18 protein-coding genes are annotated in these 23,534 nt (G+C 74.4%); 8 read left to right on the forward strand and 10 right to left on the reverse strand.

The features are described 5' to 3' along the window. Positions 1 to 111 precede the first annotated feature (111 nt). Positions 112 to 1,254 carry an ATP-grasp peptide maturase system methyltransferase gene (tgmC, locus tag ACWCYY_RS15695; RefSeq protein ID WP_449796299.1) on the forward strand — a complete coding sequence of 381 codons (1,143 nt, stop codon included), beginning with the start codon at positions 112 to 114 and terminating at the stop codon, positions 1,252 to 1,254. 336 nt (positions 1,255 to 1,590) lie between these two features. Here the strand turns inward: tgmC and ACWCYY_RS15700 are convergent, their stop codons facing one another. Further along, the gene (locus ACWCYY_RS15700; protein WP_449796300.1) at positions 1,591 to 4,290 is read right to left on the reverse strand and encodes a helix-turn-helix transcriptional regulator; all 2,700 of its coding nucleotides are present in this window, start codon (positions 4,288 to 4,290) and stop codon (positions 1,591 to 1,593) included. A 99-nt stretch (positions 4,291 to 4,389) separates the two neighbouring features. Between ACWCYY_RS15700 and ACWCYY_RS15705 the strand changes: the two genes are divergently transcribed. Then, positions 4,390 to 5,262 carry a catalase gene (locus ACWCYY_RS15705; RefSeq protein ID WP_449796301.1) on the forward strand — a complete coding sequence of 291 codons (873 nt, stop codon included), beginning with the start codon at positions 4,390 to 4,392 and terminating at the stop codon, positions 5,260 to 5,262. Positions 5,263 to 5,520: 258 nt separating this feature from the next. On the opposite strand, the gene ACWCYY_RS15710 is transcribed toward ACWCYY_RS15705, so the two are convergent. From ACWCYY_RS15710 to ACWCYY_RS15730, 5 genes are all read right to left on the reverse strand, one after another. Beyond that, complete coding sequence (locus ACWCYY_RS15710) at positions 5,521 to 8,934, reverse strand: BTAD domain-containing putative transcriptional regulator (RefSeq protein WP_449796302.1); 3,414 nt, start codon at positions 8,932 to 8,934, stop codon at positions 5,521 to 5,523. A gap of 67 nt (positions 8,935 to 9,001) precedes the next feature. Next, positions 9,002 to 10,810 (reverse strand): protein kinase domain-containing protein, encoded by a 1,809-nt coding sequence (locus ACWCYY_RS15715; protein WP_449796303.1) that lies wholly within the window; start codon positions 10,808 to 10,810, stop codon positions 9,002 to 9,004. 123 nt (positions 10,811 to 10,933) lie between these two features. Then, positions 10,934 to 11,956 (reverse strand): acetamidase/formamidase family protein, encoded by a 1,023-nt coding sequence (locus tag ACWCYY_RS15720; protein WP_449796304.1) that lies wholly within the window; start codon positions 11,954 to 11,956, stop codon positions 10,934 to 10,936. Further along, positions 11,953 to 13,362, reverse strand: coding sequence for an APC family permease (locus ACWCYY_RS15725; protein WP_449796305.1), 1,410 nt, complete (start codon positions 13,360 to 13,362; stop codon positions 11,953 to 11,955). Before ACWCYY_RS15725 ends, ACWCYY_RS15720 begins: the two co-directional genes overlap by 4 nt. A gap of 59 nt (positions 13,363 to 13,421) precedes the next feature. Beyond that, the gene (locus ACWCYY_RS15730) at positions 13,422 to 14,477 is read right to left on the reverse strand and encodes an ABC transporter substrate-binding protein (RefSeq protein ID WP_449796306.1); all 1,056 of its coding nucleotides are present in this window, start codon (positions 14,475 to 14,477) and stop codon (positions 13,422 to 13,424) included. Between the two features lie 104 nt (positions 14,478 to 14,581). On the opposite strand from ACWCYY_RS15730, the gene ACWCYY_RS15735 reads away from it, so the two are divergent. Beyond that, positions 14,582 to 15,019 carry a MarR family winged helix-turn-helix transcriptional regulator gene (locus ACWCYY_RS15735; protein WP_380150414.1) on the forward strand — a complete coding sequence of 146 codons (438 nt, stop codon included), beginning with the start codon at positions 14,582 to 14,584 and terminating at the stop codon, positions 15,017 to 15,019. Between the two features lie 43 nt (positions 15,020 to 15,062). Here ACWCYY_RS15735 and ACWCYY_RS15740 read toward each other — a convergent pair whose 3' ends face one another. Continuing rightward, the gene (locus ACWCYY_RS15740; protein ID WP_449796307.1) at positions 15,063 to 15,746 is read right to left on the reverse strand and encodes a hypothetical protein; all 684 of its coding nucleotides are present in this window, start codon (positions 15,744 to 15,746) and stop codon (positions 15,063 to 15,065) included. 175 nt (positions 15,747 to 15,921) lie between these two features. Between ACWCYY_RS15740 and ACWCYY_RS15745 the strand changes: the two genes are divergently transcribed. Next, positions 15,922 to 16,686 carry a maleylpyruvate isomerase family mycothiol-dependent enzyme gene (locus tag ACWCYY_RS15745; RefSeq protein ID WP_449796308.1) on the forward strand — a complete coding sequence of 255 codons (765 nt, stop codon included), beginning with the start codon at positions 15,922 to 15,924 and terminating at the stop codon, positions 16,684 to 16,686. A gap of 51 nt (positions 16,687 to 16,737) precedes the next feature. On the opposite strand, the gene ACWCYY_RS15750 is transcribed toward ACWCYY_RS15745, so the two are convergent. Together ACWCYY_RS15750 and ACWCYY_RS15755 are read right to left on the reverse strand one after the other, a co-directional pair. Continuing rightward, entirely contained in the window at positions 16,738 to 17,319 is a 582-nt protein-coding gene (locus ACWCYY_RS15750; protein WP_449796309.1) for an SMI1/KNR4 family protein, read from the reverse strand. 33 nt (positions 17,320 to 17,352) lie between these two features. Then, positions 17,353 to 17,823 (reverse strand): NADAR family protein, encoded by a 471-nt coding sequence (locus ACWCYY_RS15755; RefSeq protein ID WP_345284582.1) that lies wholly within the window; start codon positions 17,821 to 17,823, stop codon positions 17,353 to 17,355. Positions 17,824 to 18,193: 370 nt separating this feature from the next. Here ACWCYY_RS15755 and ACWCYY_RS15760 point away from each other — a divergent pair, with 370 nt between their 5' ends. From ACWCYY_RS15760 to def, 3 genes are all read left to right on the forward strand, one after another. After that, the gene (locus ACWCYY_RS15760) at positions 18,194 to 18,856 is read left to right on the forward strand and encodes a hypothetical protein (RefSeq protein WP_449796310.1); all 663 of its coding nucleotides are present in this window, start codon (positions 18,194 to 18,196) and stop codon (positions 18,854 to 18,856) included. 114 nt (positions 18,857 to 18,970) lie between these two features. After that, positions 18,971 to 20,440, forward strand: a complete 1,470-nt coding sequence (locus tag ACWCYY_RS15765; RefSeq protein ID WP_449796311.1) for a PepSY domain-containing protein — start codon at positions 18,971 to 18,973, stop codon at positions 20,438 to 20,440. Positions 20,441 to 20,581: 141 nt separating this feature from the next. Continuing rightward, complete coding sequence (gene def, locus ACWCYY_RS15770; RefSeq protein ID WP_345284576.1) at positions 20,582 to 21,244, forward strand: peptide deformylase; 663 nt, start codon at positions 20,582 to 20,584, stop codon at positions 21,242 to 21,244. Between the two features lie 531 nt (positions 21,245 to 21,775). Here def and ACWCYY_RS15775 read toward each other — a convergent pair. Beyond that, positions 21,776 to 22,507 (reverse strand): DUF7873 family protein, encoded by a 732-nt coding sequence (locus ACWCYY_RS15775; RefSeq protein ID WP_345284574.1) that lies wholly within the window; start codon positions 22,505 to 22,507, stop codon positions 21,776 to 21,778. Between the two features lie 195 nt (positions 22,508 to 22,702). Here ACWCYY_RS15775 and ACWCYY_RS15780 point away from each other — a divergent pair, with 195 nt between their 5' ends. After that, complete coding sequence (locus ACWCYY_RS15780; RefSeq protein WP_449796312.1) at positions 22,703 to 23,500, forward strand: hypothetical protein; 798 nt, start codon at positions 22,703 to 22,705, stop codon at positions 23,498 to 23,500. The last annotated feature ends 34 nt before the right edge of the window (positions 23,501 to 23,534 follow it).

Genomic DNA, 23,534 nt, shown 5'->3' on the forward strand with positions numbered 1-23,534 from the left:
CTGCCGCTCGTGATCCGACAACACCAGCTCGGCCAGCCTCGGCCCAGGACGTCCCATGCACTGACCAACGACGGATCAAGGACTCAGGACACTAGCGAAAGGCCCTGACACGTGACCACATCGGCCGAACTCCGTGCCGCCCTCGCCACCAGCCTCATCGAGGACGGCACGCTCACCGATCCGGAGTGGGTGAGCGCTGCCCGGACCGTCCCCCGCGAACTGTTCGTCGGCGCGTACTTCGCCCCGCTCGCGGGGAGCGTCCCCACCACCTACCGGACCGTTCGCGAGGGCGATCCCGGATGGCTGGAGTCGGTCTACTCCAACGAGACGCTGATCACCCAGGTCGACGGCCGTATCCGCCCCGAGGACGTCACCGGCGACACCGTGACCGGCCCTCCGTCGTCGTCGTCCACCTTGCCGTCCCTGGTGCTGCGGATGTGGCATCAGCTCGACGCCGAGGCCGGCCACCGGGTGCTGGAGATCGGCACGGGCACGGGCTACTCGACCGCCCTCGGCGCGCACCGGCTCGGTGACGCCAACGTGACCAGCATCGAGTACGACCCGGTCGTAGCCGAGGCCGCAGCCGCCGCGATCAAGGCAGCCGGATACGCGCCCCGCCTGATCACCGGCGACGGGCTGCGCGGAGACCCCGACCGGGGCGAGTACGACCGCCTCATCGCCACCTGTGCGGTCCGGTACATCCCGCTCCCGTGGCTCCACCAGGTCAAGCCCGGTGGTCGAATCCTGGTCACCCTCTCCGGGTGGAGCTATGCGAACGCCCTCGTGCTGCTCACGGTCACCGGCCCTGGCGAGGCGACCGGCCGGTTCCTTCCTGGCTACACCAGTTTCATGATCGCGCGACCGCATGACCGCCCGCCCCTGCCGGCGCTGGACCTGTTGCCCGGCGAGGAACGCTCGAGCCGAGTCGACCCGGCCGCGCTCGACAACTGGACGGGCGCTTGGGTGGCCCAGCTTGCGGCGCCTGGAGCCGTTCGCATGGGAGTGGGAGCCCAACAGATCCTCTGGGACGTGGCCACCGGATCGCAGGCCCGCACCGCACCGAACCCTGCTGGCGGGTGGACTGTGACCCAGCGCGGAGCTGTGAGGCTGTGGGATCCGGTCGAGCGCGCGGTTCAGCGCTGGCAGGCGGCGGGCCAGCCCCACCAGGACGGATTCGGCATCACGGTGTCTGCGGCCGGTCAGCGGGTCTGGCTCGGCACCGAGGACGGGCCGGGCTGGAGCCTCCCGATCTGAGCCGCGTACCTTCGGCCCCGCCCCACTGGTGAGCCCCGGCAGGGCGGGGCCCACTGCTCTCCGCGCTCGCCCGGATCAGTCGGGATCAAGCCTCTGCCGCGCCGCTGTGCCGGCTGTGGCCGAGCGGATGAGGCACGGGTAGGTGGTCATACCGGGGGCGCGGGGCCGTGTCGATGTGCGGCTCCGCCGCGTGGGCGCGAATCGGAAGAAGGAGACCGTGTGCCGGGTACGGAGCCTCACTTGCAAGTGGTTGTCCGTACCCGGCACAGGGGTCGTCGCCTGCCGCAGCGCGCAGTTCCCCGCGCCCCTGTCGGCCCTGCGGGCCGAAGGGCCGCGTCAGGCGACCAGGCGGAGGCCGTTGGCGAAGTCGATCCGGGCCAGCTCGGTGCGGGCGACGATGCCCAGTTTGGCGAAGACGTTGGAGAGGTGGTGTCCCACGGTGCGGGGGCTGATCAGGAGGCGGGCGGCGATCTCCCGGTTGGTCAGGCCCTCGGCGGCCAGGCGGGCCACCCGGAGTTCCTGGGCCGTCAGGCCGCCCTCCTCCTCGGCCGGACGGCCCTGAGCGGCCGTCAGGTCCTGTTCCCCGCAGGCCCGCGCCAGCAGTGGTGCGGCGCCGAGCTCCCGGAACACCCCCGCCGCCTCCGCCAGGTGCACCCGCGCCCGGGCCCGCCGCCGCGTCCGCCGCAGCCACTCGCCGTAGAGCAGGTGGGTCCGCGCGTGGCAGAACGGACGCTCGGCCGCGCCCGGCACGGCTAGCGCCCGCTCGAAGCACTCCTGCGCCCACCTGCCGTCGAGCACCGCCGCGCTGCGGTGCGCGGCCGCCACCGCCCAGGCCACGCCCGTCCGCCGGGCCCAGGAGGCGAGGGTGGCGAAGGCTGCCGCCCCGGCCTCCGGCCGGCCCGCCCGGACGGCGGCCTCGACCGTGTCGGCGGCGGCCAGCAGCGCGAAGGTGGGGTGCGCCGCCTGGTGGCCGGGCTCGGCCAGCCGCACCAGCCGCTCCAGGGCCTCCTCCGCCCGTCCGGCGTACAGCGCGGCCTGTCCCTGGTTCCAGTACGCGGCCGCAGTCAGCGCCCGTACCCGTCGCGGGACCGACAACTCCAGGGTGACGGAGGTGAGTTCGGAGACGGTCCCGTCCTCGCCGCGCAGCGCCGCCAGCCAGGCCAGCGAGTTGCGGCACTGCGAGGCGGCGTGCCCGGCCCCGATCTCCTCGGCCAGCCGCAGCGTCGCGGCGGCGTTGGCGGCCGCCGTCTCCCAGCGGCCGGAGACGATGTCCAGGGTCGCGGTCTGCGGCACCGTCAGGACCAGCGCGCTGGCGGCGTCGCCGCGCCGCAGCTCGGCGAGCTTGCGGGCGAAGGCCTCCGCCACCGGCCGTTCGGCGCCCCAGGCCACCGCGATCGGGCCTGGCGGTACCAGCCGCCAGCAGACCGCGCCCAGCCGGGCCACCGCCTCGTCCGTGAGCACCGGGCCGGTGGAGCCGCCGGTGCCCCACCACGGCGCCAGCTCCGCGAGCACCACCGCCTCGGTCGAACCGCCGTCCCTGGTCAGCTCGTTGACCCGGGCCAACCCGGCAGCCTGCCGCTCGGGGGATCCGGCCGCCCAGCCGGCCCGCATCGACAGGGCGGCCAACTCCAGGGCCCGGGACGGCTCGGAGACCGTCCGGGAGTCGCGCAGCAGCAGCCGGTGCGCGCTCTCCTGGTCGCCGTGGGCGAACTCGGCCAGCCCCGCCAGCCCGCCGCTCGCCTCGGCGACCAGCTCGTCGGGCACCAGTTGGCCGGCCCGGTCCAGCAGGTCCCCGGCCCGCTCCACCTGCCCGGACTCCCAGGCGCTGAGCGCCCCGAGGGCCAGGCGCCGCCCGGCGTCCGAGGGAGAGGGGGAGAGCTCGGCGGCCCGCAGCAGCGCCCGGGTCGCGGAGGCACCGCCACCGCCCGCGCGGTCCTGGTGCGCGGCGTCCTCCAGCAGGCCCGCCACCGACTCGTCCGGCCGGTCGGCCGCCGCGGCCAGGTGCCAGGCCCGCAGCCCGCCGTGGACCGGGCCGTCGCCCAGCGCGGCCGCCAGCGCCCGGTGCGCGGCCTGCCGTTCGGCGAACGGCGCGGCCTCGTAGACCACGGACCCGATCAGCGGCGCCCGGAACCCCACCTCCTGCTCACGGGCCGTCAGCAGCCCCGAGCGTCGTGCCTCCTCCCAGGCCTGCGGGCCGAGCCCGAGGGCGGCGGCGGCCCGCCGCACCAGGTGCCGGTCACCCCGGTCCTCGGCGGCCAGCACCAGGAGCAGGGACCGGGCGGGAGCGGAGAGTTCGGCCGTCCGGACGCCGAAGGCGTGCCGCAGGCGCGGACCGACCGCCAGACGCTCCGCCGATTCGCCCAGCAGGGAGGGGAGTTCGAGCAGCGCCAGCGGGTTCCCGCAGGCCTCCCGGACGGCGCGCAGCACCGTCGGCCCGTCGGCCTCCGGGAGCCCGGCCCTGACCAGCCGGGCCGCCTCGGCCTCGGCCAGCCCCGTGACGGCCAGGCCCGGCAGGCCCTCCCAGCGGCCCCCGGCCGCCGGGTCGGTGTGCGAGGCGATCAGCACCGCCAGCGGTGTGCCGGACAGCCGACGGGCGACGAAGGCCAGACAGGCGGCGGTGGAGTCGTCCAACTGTGCGGCGTCGTCCACCAGCAGCACCAGCGGCCGCTCGGCGGCCAGTTCGGACAGCAGGGTGAGGACGGCGACGTAGACCAGGAAGTGATCGGCCCCGGCCCGGCCCTGGCCGAGCACCCCGCGCAGCGCCACCGCTTGCGGCTCCGGCAGGGCGTCGATCCGTCCGGCCACCGGCCAGAGCATCCCGTGCAGCGCGGCGAAGGCCAGCCCGGACTCCATCCGGCTGCCCCGGCAGCCCAGCACGGTGAAGCCCTCCGCCCCGGCCGCGGCCCGCTCCATCAGCGCGCTCTTGCCGATGCCGGGCTCGCCCCAGAGCACCAGGGCCGACCCCCGGCCCGCACGCGCCCCGGCCAGCCGCCCCGCCAGCTCGGCCTGCTCCCGCTCCCGCCCGTACAGCTTCATTTCCGCACTCCCCGTTCCCACTGACGTTCCCTCACCACGCGGCCCCGACCGATACGGTGACCGATCCGCCGGCCCCGCCCCGCGCCTACCGTCACGGCCATGACCAGCAACTCCACCGCCGACCACGGCGCCCGGCTCGCCGACCGGATCGCCTCGGCCACCGGTGCCGACCCCCGCGACCGGCTGCTGCACGCCCGCGGCGGCTGGGCGGCGGGCACCTTCACGCCCTCCCCGCTCGCCCCGCCGCTCAGCACCGCCGGGCTCTTCGCCGCCCCGGCCACCTCCGCCACCGCGCGCTTCTCCAGCACCCTCGGCGGGCCGCACGGCCACGACGGCGCACCCTCCGACCACGGCCTGGCCGTCCGGATCGGGGGCCTCGACCTGGTGCTGTTCACCCTGCCGGTCTTCTTCGCGCGCACCGGAGCCGACATGGTCGAGTTCCTGCGTGCCGCCAACTCCGGCGACCCCGCGGCCGTCCCGGCCTACGCGGCCGCCCATCCCGAGGCCGCCGAGGCGTTGGCCCTGGCCCAGCAGGGCCGACCGGCGGCCGGCTTCACCGGCCTGGAGTACCACTCGGCGCACGCCTTCGGCCTGGTGAACGCCGTCGGCACCACCCGCTGGGCCCGCCTCGGTCTGCGACCGCACCGCCCGCTGCCCCCGTTGACCGTCGAGGAGGCCCTGGCCCGACCCCGGGACTACCTGACGGCAGGTCTGCCCACCGAGCTCCCGGCCGGCTTCGACCTCCTCGCCCACCTTCCGGAGGGGCCGGACGAGGTGCACGACCCCACCCGCCGCTGGACCTCCCGACGGACCGTCACCCTGGGCACCCTGACCCTGTCCCGGGCCGAGGCCCCCGCCGCCGAGCCCGACTTCGACCCGCTCCGGCTGCCGCCCGGCATCACCGCCCCGCTCGACCGCCTCGCGGCGGACCGCTCCGCCGCCTACGCCGCCGCGCGGCGGCTGCGCGCCTGATTCCCGTTCCACCGGAACAGCCTGTCCCACCCCGCTGAAAACGCTCTCAACGACCGCCCAACGTGGAAAGTGGTCACCCCAGGGGCGCGGGGAACTGCGCGCTGCGGAAGGAACGGACCCGTGTGCCGGGTACGGACCTGCACTTGCAAGTGGTTCTCCGTACCCGGCACACGGGTCTGTGTCTTCCGATTCGCGCAGTTCCCCGCGCCCCCGGTATGACCACCTTCCGGAGGGCGGCTCCTGCCTCTCCCGAGAACGTCAGGGCAGGGCGATGCCCCGGGGTTCGGCCAGGTGGCGGGCCTCCGTCAGGAGGGCGTCGGCCTGGGCGTGGTGGCCGGCCGCGCTGCGGGCGGCGGCCAGGTCGAGCAGGGCGGGGACCAGGACGCCCACGGCCTGACCGGCCCTCAGGAGGTCGACCGCCCGTTCCAGCAGTGGAAGCGACGGGCCCCCGGCGGTGGTGAGGGCCACCGCCCGCCAGGCCCGGCCGAGCGTCACCGGGGTGTCCCACCGCCGGGCGAGCTCCAGTTCGGCCAGGGCCAGTTCCCGGGCGCGGGCCTCCGCGCCGACCCGCATCAGTTCGACGGCGGCCGAGCTGCGCCAGGCGATGTGGGCGGGGTTGTCCAGCCCCCAGGCGGAGTTGCGGCGTCCGCAGTCCAGGAAGTGCGCCGCCGCCTGCTGCGCCTGACCGCGCGCCGAACAGACCAGCGCCCGGACGTACTTCACCACCGTCCACTCCCAGGACTCGGGATTGGCGTGCTCGGCCACACCGTCCAGCCACTCCTCGGCCTCGGTCAGCCGCCCCAGGCCGAGCAGTGCGTGGGCGTACTGGGCGACCAGGGCCGCCGGACGCCGCGGAACCTGCTCGACCGGCAGCCCGACCACCGGGGCGCACTCGGCCAGGGCCAGCCGGTACTCGCCCTGGCGGAGGTGGACCTCCGAACGGACGATCCGGCGGTAGACGTCGACCGTACCGAAGTGGCGGTCCTCGTCGAGGTCGCTCAACTGGCCCGCCAGGGTCAGGTCGTCGGCCCACATCGCGATGTGGGTGAGGATCCCGATCACCTCCCCGGGCAGCCGGCCCCAGGCGCCGTCGGCGCTGTGCTCGGCCGGGAAGCGGGCCATCGCCTCCGTCGCGCTGCACCGCACGCCGAAGGCGTCGTCCCAGGTGAGCACCGCCGCCGCCACCGGGTCGTCCGCCGCCGAGGGGTCGGCGCGCAGCGCCGCCACGTACGCGGCCCAGCCCTCGTGGGTGAGCGCCGCCACCATCCAGGCGGAGGCCCGTAGCGCCCTGGCCGCCGCCGGGTCGCGCGGTTCGGTCTCGGTGGTGACCTCCGTCAACAGGGCGAGCGCGGCACCGGCCTGCCGGTGGGAGGCCATCGTCCAGGCCAGCGGGACGAGCGCGGTCGGCGGCCGGAGCGCGGCCCGCTGGTCCCGCAGCGCCTCCTGGAGGTGGGCCAGTGAGGCGGCCGGGTTGACCCAGAGCTCCAGCTGGCCGAGCTGTACCAGGACGGGGTCGCGCTGGGCGGGCGAGGCGATCCGGAGCGCCGCCTGGAGGTGCCGCAGCGCCTCGGGCACCTGGTGGTGCCGCAGGCAGTCCCGGGCCGCCGCCAGGTGCACGTCGGTCCACTCCGACCACCCGGGGCCGGTCAGGTCGTCCAGCAAGGAGGCTGCTTGCCGGGCGCCGTGTCCGGAGACCAGGGCGTGCCGGGCCGCCGCCACCCGCAGCCGGGCGTTCTCCTCCGGGGTGCAGAGCCAGCGCAGGGCGTTGGCGACCACCGGGTGGCGGAACCGCGGCGGGTCCGCCGAGGCCAGGACGCCGATCGTGACCAGGCGCTCGCAGCGGTCCCGCACCGTCGAGAGCGGCTCCTCGGTGACGGCCGCCAGCAGTTCCGGCGTCGGCCGGTGCCCCTGCAGCACGGCCACCGCCCGCAGGAGCAGGGACCGTTCGGGCGAGTACGCGTCCAGCATCGAGGCCAGTGCCCGCAGGTAGTGGCCGTCGGCGGCGTGCGAGGGCACGTGGTCGGGGGCGGGCAGGCCGCAGAGGTCAGCGACCAGGCCGGCCACCAGCAGCGGGATCCCCGCGGTGGCCTGATGGATGCTCAGCGCCAGCCCGTCCGCCCCGGGCGCGCCCAGTTTGCGCGCGACCAGTTCCGCGACGGCCTGCTCCGTGAACCGGCCCAGGTGCAGCACCGCGGCGGCCGCGTTCGCCAGTGCCACGTCCCGGTGCCGGGCCGGCTCCCAGGGGCGGTCCTCGACCGCGAGCACCAGCAGGACCCCGGAGCCGCGCAGCCGTAGGGCCAGCTCCGCCAGCAGCGCGGTGGCGGACTCGTCCGGAGGGGCGACGTCGTCGACCAGCACCACGGGGGAGGCGCTCCCGGTGGCGTCGAGCAGGGCCCGGCGGAGCTGCTCGGCCGACGGTCCGTCAGCGAGGGCAGGTGCGGGAGCGGTCGCCGAATGTCCGAGGGCGCGCAGCAGCGCGGCCGGTGCGGACTCCGCGTGTCCGACCGCCAGGTCGATCCGCCGGGCCCCCGGCAGGAGGCCGGCCAGCTCCGACAGGAACCGGGACTTGCCGTGGCCGTGGACGCCGGAGACCAGCACCAGCCCGCCCTCGCCCGCCCCGGCCCGGGCGGCCAGCGCGAGCACGGTGGCCAGCTGGTCCTCCCGGTCGGTCAGCGGCGTCGCCCCGGGGTTGCCCAGGGCGGACGGCCCGGCCGGGTGGGCGGCAGTCGGACCCGTCACCTTCCGTGCGGACCCGGCGGGAGCGGCGTTCGCCCGGATCGCCGACGCAGCGCCTTCCGCCTGGCTGTCCGTCGCCCGGCTGTCCGTCGTTCGTCCGGGTGCGCGGTCGGGCAGGGTCGGCGGCCCGGAGAGGATCCGCCGGTGCAGCTCGCGCAGCTCCGGGCCGGGCTCGACCCCGAGCTCCCCGACCAGCAGCCGCCTGGTCCTGGCGTAGACGTCCAGCGCCTCCGACTGACGCCCTGCCAGGTGCAGGGCCCGCATCAGCAGGGCCCGGAGGCGTTCGCGCAGCGGGTGCTCGGCGGTCAGCACCCGCAGGCGCTCCACGGCCTGTTCGGTGCGGCCGAGGGCCAGGGTCACCTCGAGGCCGTCCTCCAGGACGGACAGGTGACGCTCGGTCAGCGTGCTGCGCCACATCGCGGCGTAGGGGCCGGGAAGCCCGGCCAGCGGTTCGCCGCGGTACAGCCGCAGGGCACGGGAGTAGTGCGCGTCGGCGGCCGCCCAGTCGGCCCGGTCGCGGGCGTGTTCGCCCTCGGCCACCAGGCGGTCGAAGACCCCCAGGTCGGTCTGCCCGTCCTCGATCTCCAGCCGGTACCCGCCGTGTCCGGAGAGCAGGACGGCGAACGGGGAGCGCGGTCTTCGGGCCGGCTCCAGCACCCGCCGCAGACCCGCCACATGGGTCTGCACGACGGCCACGCCGCTGGCGGGCGCGACGTCCTCGTACAGGGCGTCGAGCAGGCTCTGCGCGGACACCCACCGGCGCGGCCGCAGGGCCAGCGCGCAGAGCACGGCCTTGCGCTGCGGCGGTCCGAGCAGCAGCGGCTGTCCGTCGCGGGACGCCTCGACGGCTCCGAGCAGGGTCAGCCGGACCTCGGCGGAGGAGCCGTCCCCGGCCCGTTCGGCCCCCTTGAGCCCTTCGGCCCCCGAACCCGCCACAGACCCCTCCGGTGTGCAGAAAAGGTCCACCCTAGTTGGTGCGCGGAGGTGCTCCCGCCGTGGTCGGTCAGGACTTGACCACCTTGAGGATCTTGCCGCTCGCGCCCGCCGTGAGGTAGCCACCGCCGTCGTACTCGCCGGAGACGTAGTAGCGGATGGTGATCTCGTTCGCGAACCAGCCGTAGTCCACCAGGATGTAACGGGACTTCACCTTGTCGACGCCGAGCTGGGTCTGGGCGGTGGCCATCACGGTGGGGATCTGGTTCCAGTCGATCTTCGTGAGGTCGACGGTGTCCTCGCCGGCGCTCAGGGTGCCGCCCGGCTTGCTGGTGGTCTTGCCGGCCCGGTAGGTCACGTCGTCGTAGCGCTTGGGGTTGTCCTTGGAGACCACCTTGGCGCTGGCGTGGTCCGGGTAGACCCACATGTCGGTGACCACGGTGCTGCCGGTGACGGCCTGGATCGAGGAGACCAGACCGCGGGCGCCCTGGGGGGTCAGCAGGTCCACGTCGGCGTTGGTGGCGGGCGGCGCCTTGGTGGATCCCGTGGCGGTGGCCGACGGGCTGGAGCCGGTCGGCTGGTCGCCGACGGTGGTGCTGCCGGTGCTGGTGCCGCCCTTGCCCGGGCCGGCGGTCTGCTGGGCCGTGCCGGAGACCTTGCGGTCGTTGCCGGTGACCGCCTTCCACCACCCGTGGCTGACCGACCAGCCGAGCAGGCCGACGGTCAGCACCCCGGCCACGGCGGCCACCACCACCGGGCCGCCGCGCCGCCGCTCGGGCCGCCGCTGCTCACCCGACTCCGGCTGCTTCCACGCCTGTTGACCGCTGGTCGAGTGCGGCGGCACCTGGTCGTGGGGGCCGGAGGCGGAGGCGCCCGGCCACGGCGTGGGGACCGAGGAGCCCGTCGGGCCGGTGGGCGGTGAGGACGGCCAGGACGGACCGGACGGGTACTCAGGGGAGTTGAACTGGGTCGGCGTGTAGGGGATCGGCCCGCTCAGCTGGGTGGGCCACTGCTGGGCACCGCCGAGGGTGCCGTCGACACCCTGCTCGGCGGCGGCGAACAGCCGGTCGAGCTCGGCGGCGTCCGGCCGCAGCGCGGGGTCGCGGGCCAGCAGCGCGGTGAGCGTGTTCCCGAGCGGGCCGGCCAGGGCCGGCGGCGGCAGCGGCTCGTCCAGGACGGCGGCCAGGGTGGCCAGGCTGGTGGCGCGGCGCAGCGGGTGGTGGCCCTCGACGGCGACGTACAGCATCATGCCGAGCGACCAGAGGTCCGAGGAGGGGTTGCCCTCCTGGCCGCGGATCCGCTCGGGGGCGATGAACTCGGGCGAGCCGATCAGCGAGCCGGTCGCGGTCAGGCTGGTCGAGCCGCTGAGTGCGGCGATGCCGAAGTCGGTCAGCACCGGGGTGCCGTCGGTGCGCATCAGCACGTTGCCCGGCTTGACGTCGCGGTGCTGGATGCCGGCCGCGTGGGCCGCGCGCAGTGCGGAGAGCACGCCCCGGCCGATCCTGGCCGCCTCAGGCGGCGAGAGGCGGCCGCGGCCGATCCGGTCGTGCAGCGAGCCGCCGGTCACCAGCTCCATCACCAGCCAGGGGTGCGGGAGTTCGGGGGTGTCGACGATGTGGTAGATGATCACCACGTTGGGGTGCTGGAGCCGGGCCAGCGCCTGGGCCTCGCGCAGCACCCGCTCGCGCAGCTCGTACGCGGCCGCCGGATCGGCCGCGAGCATCGCCGGGTCCGGTGGCCGGACCTCCTTGAGCGCCACCTCGCGCTGGAGCACCGTGTCCCGGGCGCGCCAGACCAGGCCCATGCCGCCGCCACCGAGCCGCTCCAGCAGTTCGAAGCGCCCGTCGACGAGCTGGCCGCCCGGGCCCCCAGTAGTCATGGCGGTCATCGTAGGGGTTCTGGCGGACAGCTCTCGAACAGGCCGGGGAGGGCGCAGGGCGGCCAACGGTCGGTCCTGGACGAACCGTTGGCCCGGGGTCCGGGCGGCCCCCGGGCCGTGGTGTCAGCGGTGGCGGAGGTAGGCAGCGGCCGTCTCCCGGAGCCGGTCGTGCAGACCGTCGTAGGCCCGCACGGACCCGAGGACGGACTTGGGGAGCTTGGCGGCCATCGTGTAGTTGGTGTCGCAGACGTTGGCCGCCGGGGCCAGACCGGCCTGGCTGACCAGCTGGTAGGCGTCGAGCTGGTCCAGGCCGAGCAGGTCCGAGGTCCAGCCGACCAGGTCGTGCTGGCTGATCCGGAAGGCGTCCTCCAGGGGCCGGGCCGAGCCGGTGGTGATCAGGAAGCCGTCGTTCTCCAGGCGCGGCCAGGCCGGGCCCGCGCCCTTCACCAGGTCGACGATGACGGTGGTGCGCATGGCGGCCTCGACGGCGGTGCCGCAGACCTCGCCCTCGCCCTGGCGGGCGTGCCCGTCCCCGACGGCGAGCAGGCCGCCCTCCACGTTGACGCGGAAGTAGGCGGTGGTGCCGGCCCGCATCTCGGGGGTGTCGAGGTTGCCGCCGTGGGCGCCGGGCGTGATGGAGGCGAGCACCTCGCCGCCGGCCGGGGCCACGCCGACGGTGCCGTGCATCGGGTCGAGCGGGAGCGCGACGGTGAACTCGCCGTGGTGCGCCCGGAAGTGGCACAGCCCGGCCTTGAGGTCGAGGTCGTAGATCCAGACCCGCTCCTCGAGTGCGGGGTGCAGCATCGCGGTCTGGTGAGTGGCCGTCAGGGCGCCGAAGTGCGGGAAGGTGCTGGAGATGCCGTGGTCCCGGGTCGGGGTGATCTCCACGAAGTGCACGGCCAGCAGGTCGCCCGGCTCGGCCCCGGCCACCGCGATCGGGCCGGTGACGGGGTTGAGGTAGGGGAAGACGCAGACCTGGCTGGGCAGGTCGCCGGCGCCGCGCACCTTGCCGCCGAAGCAGTCCTCGGTGGTCAGTTCCACGACGGTGCCCGGCCGGACAGTGGTCAGCGGGGGACGGCCGCCGAAGGTGTAGGCGTAGTCCTCGGGGGCGGGGGAGAGGCGGACGGTCTCGGGCGCGGTGGTCATTCGGGGTCTCCGGTGCTCTGGGTCGTCTCGGTGACGGACAGTCGGGGCCTGCGGCCGGTCGCCATCAGGCCCGCCAGCACGATCGCACCGATCAACAGCCAGACGAAGCCGAGGCGTTGGGCCGCGATGTCGGCGTTGACGATCACGTACGCGAGGATCGCGAAGCCGATCGCCGGGGCGATCAGGTGCCGCCAGTAGTCCCGGCTGCGGTTGCGGACCAGGTAGTGGACGACGACCGCGACGTGCAGGACCAGGAAGGTGGTCAGCGCACCGAAGTTGACCAGCGTGCTCAGCAGGGTGATGCCGTCGTCGCGGGAGGCGGTGTAGAGCCCGAGGACCAGGGAGACCCCGGCGGTGAGCAGGGTGGCGTTGACCGGCACCCGGCGGGTGGGGTGCACCTTGGCCAGGAAGGCGGGGAGCTGGCGGTCGCGGGCCATCGCGAACAGCAGCCGGGAGGTGGCTGCCTGGGCGACCAGCGAGTTGGCGAACCCCCAGGCGACGGCGGTGGCGACGGCGGTCAGGGTGGCCAGCCAGCCCCCGGCGGCGGTGCGGGCCGCGTCGTAGAAGGCGGTGCCGTTCGGGTCGCCGTCCCGGATCAGCGCCTGCGGGTCGGTGACCAGCAGGGAGGCCACCCAGGTCTGTGCGATGAACAGGGTGCCGGCCAGCAGCAGGGCGGCCACCATCGAGCGGCCGATGGCCTTGGCGGAGTCCCGGTTCTCCTCCGCCAGGGTGGAGATGCCGTCGAAGCCGAGGAAGCTGAGCACCGCGATCGAGACCGCGCCGAAGGCCAGGCTCCAGGAGAAGGTGTGCGGGTCGTACAGCGGGGTGAGGTCGAAGCCGCGTCCCTTGCCGGCGGCCAGCGCGACCACACCGGCCGTCACGAACACGGCCAGCACCAGGAGTTCGCCGACCAGCACGGCCTTGTTGACCCGGGCGGTGGTCTCGATGCCCAGGTAGTTGACCGCGGTGTTGAGCAGGACGAAGCCGACCAGCCAGAGCCAGACCGGGATCGACGGCACCAGCGAGTTCATCGCCACACCGGCGATCAGGTAGAGCAGGCCGGGTACCAGGACGTAGTCGAGCAGGATCATCCAGCCGGACAGGAAGCCGACCGGGGCGCCGATGCCGCGCCCGGCGTAGGTGTAGACCGAGCCGGCCATCGGGAAGGCGCGGGACATCTGGGCGTAGGAGAGGGCGGTGAACATCATCGCCACCATGCCGAGGACGTACGCCAGGGCGACCATGCCGCCGGAGCCCTGGAAGACGCCGCCGAAGATGCCGAAGGGTGCGATCGGCACCATGAACACCAGCCCGTAGACGAGCAGGTCACTGAAGGTCAGGGAACGGCGGAGCTCCTGCCGGTAGCCGAAGCTCTCGATGTCCCGTGACGGGGATGTCTCGGTCATGGGAGCAGACAGTAGGGCCAACTATTTCCAGATGGAAGGGTTTCCGCCGGGCTTCCTGCTCAGTGCAGGACGGTGAAGCCCGGGCCCTCGGCGCGGGCCAGGTGGACGCTGCGGCGCAGCAGCGGTCCGGCGGCCCGCGCGAGGCCGTGCGGCGTCAGGCCGCCTGCCGGGCCCGCGAGTCCGGCCAGCAGGTGGAGGCCCTCGTAGAGGCCCACCGCGTAGGCGTCCAGCACCGGCGCCGACGGGCCGCACAGCACGCGGTGACGCTCGCCCAGCTGCTGCCGGGCCTCCTCGGCCAGGGTGGAGAACGAGGGCATCGCGGCGTACAGCAGCCCGGTCTCGTCGCCGCCGAGCGCCAGCAGGCCGTTCTCCTCCAACGCCGGTGACAGGCGCACGAGTCGGCGATCGAGACCGCTGCGCCGCAGGGCCCGGTTGAACTCCACCAGATCGCGGCCGACCAGGCTCAGCAGCACCGCGTCCGCCCGGGCGGTGCCCAGCGCCTCCACCAGCTCCCCGCTCTCCAGCCGGACCGCGCCGAAGCCCACCCGGCGCTCCAGCGTCACCGCGGCACCGGCCGAGGCCACCAGCCGGGCGGCGGCCCGGTGGACGGAGCGCGGCCAGATGTAGTCGTTGCCGATCAGCGCCCACCGCCGGAGGCGGTACCGCTCCGTCAACGCTCCGATGCCGTACGACAGTTGCGCGGTCGGGTCGACGCCGGTGCAGAGCACGCCCGGCCGCCGCGCACCGCCCTCGTGCGGTGGCGTGTAGACGTAGGCGAGCCGACCGGAGGCCAAGGCCTCCACGGCCCGGTGCACGTCGCTGGTGTGACAGCCCGCCAGCGCGTCCAGCGCCCCGGCCGCGAGCAGCGGGCGCAGCGCGCCGGTCACCGCCGCGGGTGTGCCGCCGCCGTCCACCAGCACCAGCTCCAGCGGCCGGTCCCGGATCCCGCCGCGCGCGTTCACCTCGTGGGCGGCGAGCAGGGCGCCCTCCAGCGCCGACGGACCGGTCAGCCCGAGCAGGCCGGACTGCGGCACGACCAGGCCGACCCGGAAGACGGCGTCCGTCCGTTCCGCGTGCAGCGCGTCGAGCGGGTCGACCAGCCTCGCATCCAGCATCACCGGTGCGAGTATGGTCGCGATGTCGGCCCCGGGAAAGACCCGCCGACCGACCGTCGGCCCCGGGGCGCCCCGCCGACCGACCGGCAGAACGGGAGCTCCGGATGACCGCGCACGAGACCGCCGAGGCCACCGTGGCGCAGGGCGGCCCCCTGCTGGTCGAACTCGTCGCCCTCGCCCACCGCCGCCTCACCACCGGCCTGGCCGCCGCCCTCGCCGAGGAGGACTGCACCGTCGACCAGTGGCGCGTCCTGCGCGCCCTCGCCGACGGCGAGGGCCACCCGATGGGCGAGCTCGCCCAGGCCCTGCTGATCCCGCAGGCGAGCCTCAGCCGCCTGGTCGACGCCCTCGCCGACGCCGGCCTGGTCTACCGCCGCCAGGGCGACCACGACCGCCGCCGCATCACCGCCCACCTCTCCCGCCAGGGCCGCACCCGCCTCACCCGCCTCGACGCCCTCGCCGCCGCCCACGACTCCGCCGTCCGCCGGGCCTGCGGCGGCCTGGACCCCGCAGCCGCCCTGGCCCTCCTGGCCCCGGCCTGAGGCACCGTCACCGGCCCTGCGGCACCCGGCGAGGCCGAGTCCTTCAGTCCGTCAGGTAGAGGCGCGGGCCCTCGAAGTAGTAGGTGCGGGCCATGGACAGCTGGACGACCTGACGCCCGGCCGCGAGGGCCCGTTCGGCTGCTCCCCGGTCGCCGAACTCCTTCAGGTCGCGGCGGTATTCGGAGAAGCCCCCCAGTGGTATGTCGTTGTCGAGCAGGGCCATCGACGCGCGGTCGCCGACCAGGGTGACCGACAGGAAGTCCTGGTTCGACGGGTCGTTGTAGTGGTCGCGCACGGCCGTGTAGCCGGTGCCGGGCGGCAGTGGCGCGCTGCTGCCGCTCCATCCGCGGCTCTCCAGGGCCGCCTTCCACTGCCCCGCCACCTCGGCCGGGGCGCCCTCGACGGCCACGTAACGGGCCTGCATCCGCTGGCAGTTGATCTCGCCGGCCTTCGCGCCCTCGAAGGACCCGGACCACAGGCAGCGGTCCAGCGTCGCGTCGCCGAGCAGCTCCGGGTGGCCCGGCAGGGTGGCGAGCGTCTCGGCCAGGCGCCGGTCCAGTTCCGTCCGCGCGATGCCGCTCGCCTTCGACACCTTGTCGGAGTTGGCCGGCCCGGCCCGCCCCGGCAGGACCCAGGCGTAGCAGTACCAGCCGCCGACGGCGAGGGCCCCCACCAGCACCGCCGGCAGCAGCGACCGGAGCACCCGGGGAGATTTGATCTTGGTCATCCGGCAGATGCTGCCACCTCGGTGTCACGGCTCCGGCACGGCCCCGTCCGCGATCCGACACACCGTCAGAGGGCCTCGGCCGAGGTCGCGTCCCGCCGTGGGAGCCCCGTGAGGCCGTCTCCTCCGGGATTCAAATCGAGTGCGGGACTGCCGGGCCGGGTGATACAAGGTCTGCGTGACTGAGCACCTTCACTTCCCCACCCTGCTGCGGATGATCGACGAGCGTTCCGCCGCGTTCCGCGCCGCCGTCGCCGAGGCCCCCAGCCTCGACGCCGACGTCCCGTCCTGCCCGGGCTGGACGTTGTACGACCTGGCGAACCACCTCAGCGAGGGGGACCGGTTCTGGGCCCACATCGTGCGGACCACCGCGCCGGGCGACGAGCGGCCGAGCAAGGACGGACTGGCGGCGCCCAGGGAGCGCGAGGCCCTCGCGGCCTGGCTCGCGGACTCGACGGAGCAGCTGACCACGGCGCTGCGCGAGGCCGGCCCGGACCATGGCTGCTGGGCCTGGTGGGAGCCGCTGGCCTCGCCGCACACGGTGGCCGCCGTGGCCCGCCGCCGCGTCCCGGAGTCGCTGATCCACACCTACGACGCCCAACTGGCCTCCGGCGCCCCGCAGGAGCTTCCCGCGATCGAGGCGGCCGACGCCATCGAGGAGTTCCTCGCCACCGTCTGCACCGTCACGGTCCCGTGGCCGGGCGACCCCGCGACCATGGACTACCACGCCGCCGGGGCCGGCTCCTGGCGCCAGACGGTGGACGCCGCCGGCTCCCGCTTCACCCGCCTCACCGCGGCGGAGGCCGCCGAGAGCAAGCCCACCGCCGCCATCCACGGCACGGCGAGCGAGATCGCCCTGCTGATGTACATGCGCATCCCGGCCGACTCGGTGCGGATCGAGGGCGATGCCGGCCTGCTCCAGCAGCTGCAGGACTGGGGCTGACAGGACCGGACGCGGCGCGGGCCGTCCCGGATCCCGCGCCGCATCGCCCCTTCAGGCGCCCCAGGGGAGGCCTGTCGAAGGGTCGAGCCCCTGGTCCATGAGGTGCTCGTACTCGCGCCAGTGAACGAACCGCGTCGCCTCCTGGGCGAGGCCGGAGGCCGGGGTGCACCAGCGCCGCACGTAGGCGGCGAACCCGCCCTCGTGGACGGTGAGAGGGCCGCCGTCCTCGTAGAGCTCGGCGATGGGCCAGACGTCACTGTCGTCGCCCGTCATCAGCCAGAACAGGTGGGTGCCGTCCTCGATGAAGCCCCACCGGAGCAGCATGCCGGCACTCACCTCGGCGGGCAGCAGGTGGGAGAAGGACTCGGGGGCCTGTTCCCAGAAGAGTTCGGCCGAGCCGACCACGGTGTCACCCCCGGGGGCGTGGTGGGGCGGGGGGACCCACAGCGGGTCCCCGCCGATCCCGCCGGCTCCGTAGGTCTCCAGGAACGCGACGTAGTCCGAGGGGAGCCGCAGCCCGAGCCGCCGTTCGGCATCCGCCACTTGGGCCACGTCGTGAGGGGCCTCCTCGGCGCTCCGCCTGCAGGGCGCCAGCAGGCCCCGGAGCGCGCGTACGTCGGGATGGCTGGACACGGGAACCTCCGGTCGATCGGTGCGTCGGCCAGCCTACGAACCCTCTCGGACAGTCAGGTCCCGGACCTCGCTGCGGAGCTGGGTGCGGGTGCGCATCAGGATCCGGCCGAGCATGTTCCTTCCGGTCCCGGTGCGGCCGCGGCCCCAGTAGTGGTCGGTGCCGGTGTCCTCGACGATCTCCTCGTCGGCAGTGGAGAGCAGCACGGCCCGGATGTCCGCGTGCGTGCGGAACTTGGCCGCCACGGCGCGGCGCATGACGTCGTCCTTGACGCGCTCCCAGTCACGCCGGAGCGGCTTGGACGGGTCGCGGCCCAACTCGGCCGCGCGCAGCGGTGTCCGGGCCCTGCGGACGAGGTCGGCGTGCCGGGTGCCGGCGAACTTCTGGGCCTGGAAGTAGTGCTCCGAGGTCGGCCAGAGGTGCCCGTCGAGTTCCAGCTCGTGCGCGGAGAAGTTGGAGAAGCAGCCGTACGGGACTTCGTCCGCACCGTAGAAGTAGATCGTCATCCGAGCCTCGTCGCAGTCGCGGGGAGCTCGCAGGCTCTCAAGCGACGGGCCCGACCGGCAACCGGTTTCGCACCGGGCGTGCCGCAGGGATTCTCCCCGGGCCCGGTCTCTGGTACTACTGGCGCACCCTCCTGCGGCCGGGGCAGGGAGCACTCCCGGCGCCGATCGGTGTGACTCGGGCGGTCCGGAGGGGGTGGCGGCGACTGTGACGGACGACACGGCGGGTCCCCGTGCGCCCTCCACCCGGCCCGGCGGGCCCTCAACTGCCGCTCTCCTCCGTATACCTGGCGATGCCCCCACCAGCCGGTGGCCGGGAGCGGGGCGGGGACGGGTGAGGGGGTACCGTCCGGGGAGCCGGTACCTTGAGCCCGTGCGCAGACCGGTCGGCTTGGGGGAGCGGGCCGGCTGGAGCCTGCTCGGTGCCCTCGCCTGCCTGCTTCCGGCTGCCGCGGCCCACGCCGCCGCCGGGGGTGCACTGCCTCGCGCGGGTGTCCTGTTGGTGATGCTCGCGGTCCTGGCGGTGCCCGGGGCCGTGCTCGCGGGCAGCGGCCTGCGCCGCCGCTTCGAGACCGCCGTCGTGGTGCTCGGAGGCCTCCAACTCGCGCTCCACGAATGCTTCCACCGGCTCGCCCCCATGCCCTCCGGCGGTCCGGGCGGATCCGGCCACGACCTCGGCATGGCGGGTATGGCGGGTATGGTCGGCATGGGTGACATGGCCGGCATGCCCGGGATGGTGATGTCCGGCCACGGCGGTGGCATGACCGCCGTCCACGCGATGCACGGCTCGATGGCCGCCTGGCATGCGGTGGCCACCGTCACCAGCGCCGTGGCGCTGCTCCACGGCAGCCGGCTGCTGCGCCGCCTCGCGGCCCTCCTGCCGAAGCCCCGCCTCCCGTTCCTGGCGGCGCTGTTCGCCGCCCCCGCGCTCCCCTCCCCGCCCCGGCCGGTCTTCCCCGAACCGGTGCACCACGCGATCGGTGTGCTGATCGCCCGTTCCCTGCCGCGCAGGGGGCCGCCGCCCGCCCGGGCCTGACGTCCCCTCGGGCGTCGGGCCCGGCCGCCCGTGTGCGGGCGGCCCGAGCGACCACACCCGACGCCTGCCCCGCGCCCGTATGACCGGGCGCGCGACCCCAGGGGACACATCACCATGTCTTCGACAACCGAAAACCGGCCGTCCGACGCCTCCGCCCCGGAGGCGGACGGCACCGTGCCCGCCCGCCGCTCCTGGCGGGAGGTCAGGCCGCTGCTGGCCCGGCTGCACTTCTACGCCGGCATCCTGATCGCGCCGTTCCTGCTCGTCGCGGCCGTGACCGGACTGCTCTACACCTTCACCCCGCAGCTCGACCGGCTGATCTACCAGAGCTGGCTGACGGTCGATCAGCCGGGCGACGCCGTCCGGCCGCTCGCCGAGCAGATAGCCGCCGCCCGCCAGGCGTACCCCGAGGGCGAACTCGCCTCGGTGATCACCCCGGCGGGCCCGGAGGACACCACCCAGGTGGTGCTCTCCCTCCCCGAGCTCGGGGAGAAGCAGCTCACCGTCTACGTCGACCCGTACACCTCCCAGGTGAAGGGCGACCTGGTCACCTGGTTCGGGTCCACCCCGCTCAGCACCTGGCTGGACGACCTGCACCGCAACCTGCACCTCGGCGACTTCGGCCGCCTCTACTCGGAGACCGCCGCCACCTGGCTCTGGGTGGTCGTGCTCGGCGGCCTCGCGCTCTGGCTGGGCCGGGCCCGGGGGCAGCGCGCGGCGAACGTGCGCGGCGTCCTGGTGCCGGACCGCGCCGCGAAGGGCGTGCGCCGCACCCGCAGCTGGCACGCCGTCACCGGCGTCTGGCTGGCGCTCGGGCTGGTCTTCCTCTCCGCCACCGGCATGACCTGGTCGCAGTACGCGGGTGACCGCTTCGGCCAGCTGCTGGACGCGGCCAAGGCCCGCACCCCCAAGCTCAACACCACGCTGCCCGGCGCCCAGCCGGCCACCACGGGCACCTCCGGCGGCGAGCACGCCGAGCACGGCGCGGGCGCGGGCACGGCGGCCGGGCCCGCCGAGCCCGACCCGGCGTCGTTCGACGCCGCCCTCGAGACGGCCCGGGCCGCCGGGCTCGGCGGCACCGTGACGGTCACACCGCCCGCCAAGGCGGGCAAGGCCTGGACGGTGGCGCAGGCCGACAACACCTGGCCGGTCCACTACGACCGGGTCGCGGTCGACGTCAAGAACGGCATCGGCACCGTCACCGCCCGGACCAACTGGTCCGAGTACCCGGTGCTCTCCAAGCTCACCAAGCTCGGCGTCCAGGGCCACATGGGCCGGCTCTTCGGCCTCGCCAACCAGCTGGTGCTGGCCGCCCTCGCCATCGGACTGAGCGTCATCACCGTCCTCGGCTACCGGATGTGGTGGCAGCGCCGCCCCACCCGCGCCGACCGGTCCGCCCGCTTCGGCAAGGCCCCGGCCCGCGGCGTCTGGCGGCGCCTCCCGGTGACCGCGCTGGTGCTGGGCATCCCGCTGACGGTGGCACTCGGCTGGGCGCTGCCCGTGCTCGGCGTGACGCTGGCGGCGTTCGTCGTGGTGGACGTCGCGGTCGGCCTGGTCCGCGGCCGCAAGGCCTCGGCGAGCTGACCGGTCCGGGCGGGGACGGGCCGTTGGTCCCTTCCCCGCCCGGGGCCCACGGGTCGTGGGCGAAGCGGCGGAGTCGATACGATCGTCGCCGCCGCTTCCCCTGCGACCCGCCGGGCCGGAGCCCGTCCGAAAGGTGCAACCATGACCTCCTCCAGCACCGCCACCGACCGCCGGGTCCGGCTCTTCGGGGAGCCCGTCGACAGTTACCCCGAGCGCGCGCCCGAGGCGGCCCGGGGCGGCGTCCTGCGGATCACCGAGGTGGGCGAGGAGGTGCTGCACCGGCCCTGCCGCGCGGTCGAGGAGTTCGGGACGCCCGAACTCGCCCGCCTGGTGGACGACATGTTCGCCACCATGTACGCCGCCGCCGGTGTCGGCCTGGCGGCCAACCAGGTCGACGTCGACCTGCGCGTGTTCGTCTACGACTGCCGCGACGAGGACGGCGTCCGCCACGTCGGCCACCTGGTCAACCCGGTGCTCGACCAGCCCGCCGAGGAGGAGCGCCGCCTGGCCGACGCCACCGAGGGCTGCCTCTCGGTGCCCGGCCCGCGCCGCGAACTCGGCCGCCCCGACCGGACGGTGGCGCGCGGCACCGACATCGACGGCAGGCCGCTGGTGCTGGAGGGCACCGGCTACTTCGCCCGCTGCCTCCAGCACGAGACCGACCACCTCAACGGGATGCTCTACATCGACCGCCTCGGCAAGCGCGAGCGCCGCGCGGTGCTGGCCGAGATGGCCGAGCAGCGGGAGCAGGTGCTGGCAGCCCGCCTCGACCGGGCCGAGCTGCTCGGCCTGCCACAGCGCTGAGCTCAGCGGGCGAGGAGGGCATGGACGGCCGCCCGGATCTCGTCGGGTGCTTCCTCGGCCATGAAGTGGCGGAGGCGCAGGCGTGCGCCGGATCCAAGCCGGGGCCGAGGGCCCACCGCGCCCCGAACGGGGCGGAACGTGACGGGACCCGGGAACGTATCCAGCTCCCGGGCCCCTGAGATGCCACCCAATTGCGCACACCGGCACGTTGAAGGGGGCGGATCATTCTGAGATCGACGTGTTCTGCCGTTGAACTACCGCGCCACGGTGAGAGGCGCAGGCGGGACTTGAACCCGCATCCGTCGAAGATCGTCCGCTCCCGGTCGATCCGGTGATCGGCGGCGAATACTGAGACTGGAGCGAGAATCTGAGATTCATGGGATGTGCCTCTACCGAATTGGGCCACCCCGGCCCGTGTGGTGCCGGGGGAGGGATTCGAACCCCCACTGTCATCCCGTGGTCAGCTTCAACATCAGTTTCAGCTTGCGCTCTTCAGCGCACCCCCCGCTCGAACGGGGGGCGATCGTGGGGCTACCCGAACAGGTAGCCGAACACCGCGTCGCCGACCCGCTGGTCGGAGACCTCGGCGTTGTTGGCCTCCTCGCGGGCGAACTTCACGGCCTGCTGGAGCTTCTCCAGACGCTCCGTCAGTTCGTTGACCCGGCGGGCCGGCAGGGCGCCGGAGAACTTCACGGTCGTCCAGTAGCCGACCGGGATGTCCTCGTAGTACACCTCGACCTGGGCCGGGTGCTTCTCGGTGGCCTCGGCCTTCACGTGGTTGCGCGGCACCTTCTTGGTGCGGATGGTGCGCACCGCGTCGGTCTTCCAGGAGTCCGTCGACGGATCGAGGTTCCACGACTCGGCGGCGTCCAGCACCGGCAGCTTGCGGACGAAGGTGTAGAGGTCTGTGAGCTGCTTCTCCAGGAAGAGCAGGTACGGCACGGGGACGGCGGCCAGCAGGACGGTGCCGTCCACCACCACGTCGGCGGCGGCCGTCCGGTTCGCCCAGTCCTTGGTGGCGGTCACGTCGAACAGCCGGGTCAGCGTCGCGGCGGTGCTGCGCAGGACGTCCTCGGCCTTCACCTGGACCCGGGTCGACTCGGGCGGCAACTGCTCGCCCTCCTCGTCCTTCGGCTGGTAGGTCCGGGCGATGCCGGCCAGCAGGGCGGGCTTCTGCAGGTCGTGGTGCGCCTGCGTGAGCTCCTGGAAGGACTTGGACTTGACGCCCTTTTCGACGGCGATGATCTGATTCAGCTTCGGCACGTCACGGAAGCTACCAGTAATCGCCGGGATGCTCCGGTCATTTATTCGAAGGGCTTCGATCGACTGCGGGCGAAGCGAACTGACGCTCCGTCACTCCCGGTCGGCGGGGCACCGGACCGGACCGGCCCGTCGCCGGTTGCGGGCCGGGCACCGGACGAACGGGGGAGTGGGTCGCGCGGGTGCGGGACCGTCGCAATGGTGGTGCTGCCGGCGGTCGCCGGGGTGGCCGTCTGGGGGTACCTGAGCCTGCGGCCCGAGCCGCAGCCCGACGTGGAGAAGGTGGCGCGGTCGGCGGCGGCCCGGGCTGCGGGAGGCGTGGTGAGCGCCCGACTGGACGGCCAGCTCGGTCAGTTGGGCGCCGCCCTGCCGTGGGCCACCCGCCTGGGCGCCACCGTGGCGGACGTCTGCGAGACCGACACCGTCGACCACGGCTTCGCGATCACCCGGGACACCTGGCTCCCGGTGACCTGCACCAGGACCGTCACGGTGTACTCGGCCTTCGACGGTGACTTCAAGGAGCGGCTGCGGCAGGTCGACACCGCGCTGTCCGCCGCCGGTTGGCGGGCCGGGGAGGTCCCGAACCGGGCGGGGACGGAGGGCGGGCTGGTCGAGGCGCTGGCCTACGCGCACAGCCCGGGCGGCGGCGCGAGCGCGGAGGAGACCGCGGTGGCGGCCGCGCGGCCGAACGTCGCCTGGATGCAGTACACCCTGCCGCTGAAGGACGACTTCGTCGTCCCCGCCGAGGCCAGGGGCAACGGCGGCCGGCCGACGGCGACCGTCCAGGTGGCCCAGGCACCCCACCTCCCGTACCTCGACGACGGGACCGCTCTGCACGACGTGGCGCTCAAGTACCCGACGGTGCGGACGAGGTACTACGTCGACTGGCAGCAGTACGGCCGCGACCGGCTGGCCGCCGACGCCTACCCCGCGCACGGCGCCGTCCTGGTGGTCTCCGTCCGCGCGGGCTACAACGCCGAGCCGGCCGGGCCCTGATCACCGGGCGCCGGTCGGTCCGTGAAGCGTGCGG

This window comes from Kitasatospora sp. NPDC001664, from assembly GCF_053596675.1.

Bases quoted from the DNA above. Each gene is read 5' to 3' on its own strand.
- ACWCYY_RS15700 (WP_449796300.1), bottom strand. From the start codon at position 4,290: ATGAAGCTGTACGGGCGGGAGCGGGAGCAGGCCGAGCTGGCGGGGCGG.
- ACWCYY_RS15705 (WP_449796301.1), top strand. From the start codon at position 4,390: ATGACCAGCAACTCCACCGCCGACCACGGCGCCCGGCTCGCCGACCGG.
- ACWCYY_RS15715 (WP_449796303.1), bottom strand. From the start codon at position 10,810: ATGACTACTGGGGGCCCGGGCGGCCAGCTCGTCGACGGGCGCTTCGAA.
- ACWCYY_RS15720 (WP_449796304.1), bottom strand. From the start codon at position 11,956: ATGACCACCGCGCCCGAGACCGTCCGCCTCTCCCCCGCCCCCGAGGAC.
- ACWCYY_RS15725 (WP_449796305.1), bottom strand. From the start codon at position 13,362: ATGACCGAGACATCCCCGTCACGGGACATCGAGAGCTTCGGCTACCGG.
- ACWCYY_RS15730 (WP_449796306.1), bottom strand. From the start codon at position 14,477: ATGCTGGATGCGAGGCTGGTCGACCCGCTCGACGCGCTGCACGCGGAA.
- ACWCYY_RS15735 (WP_380150414.1), top strand. From the start codon at position 14,582: ATGACCGCGCACGAGACCGCCGAGGCCACCGTGGCGCAGGGCGGCCCC.
- ACWCYY_RS15740 (WP_449796307.1), bottom strand. From the start codon at position 15,746: ATGACCAAGATCAAATCTCCCCGGGTGCTCCGGTCGCTGCTGCCGGCG.
- ACWCYY_RS15755 (WP_345284582.1), bottom strand. From the start codon at position 17,823: ATGACGATCTACTTCTACGGTGCGGACGAAGTCCCGTACGGCTGCTTC.
- ACWCYY_RS15765 (WP_449796311.1), top strand. From the start codon at position 18,971: ATGTCTTCGACAACCGAAAACCGGCCGTCCGACGCCTCCGCCCCGGAG.
- def (WP_345284576.1), top strand. From the start codon at position 20,582: ATGACCTCCTCCAGCACCGCCACCGACCGCCGGGTCCGGCTCTTCGGG.
- ACWCYY_RS15780 (WP_449796312.1), top strand. From the start codon at position 22,703: ATGGTGGTGCTGCCGGCGGTCGCCGGGGTGGCCGTCTGGGGGTACCTG.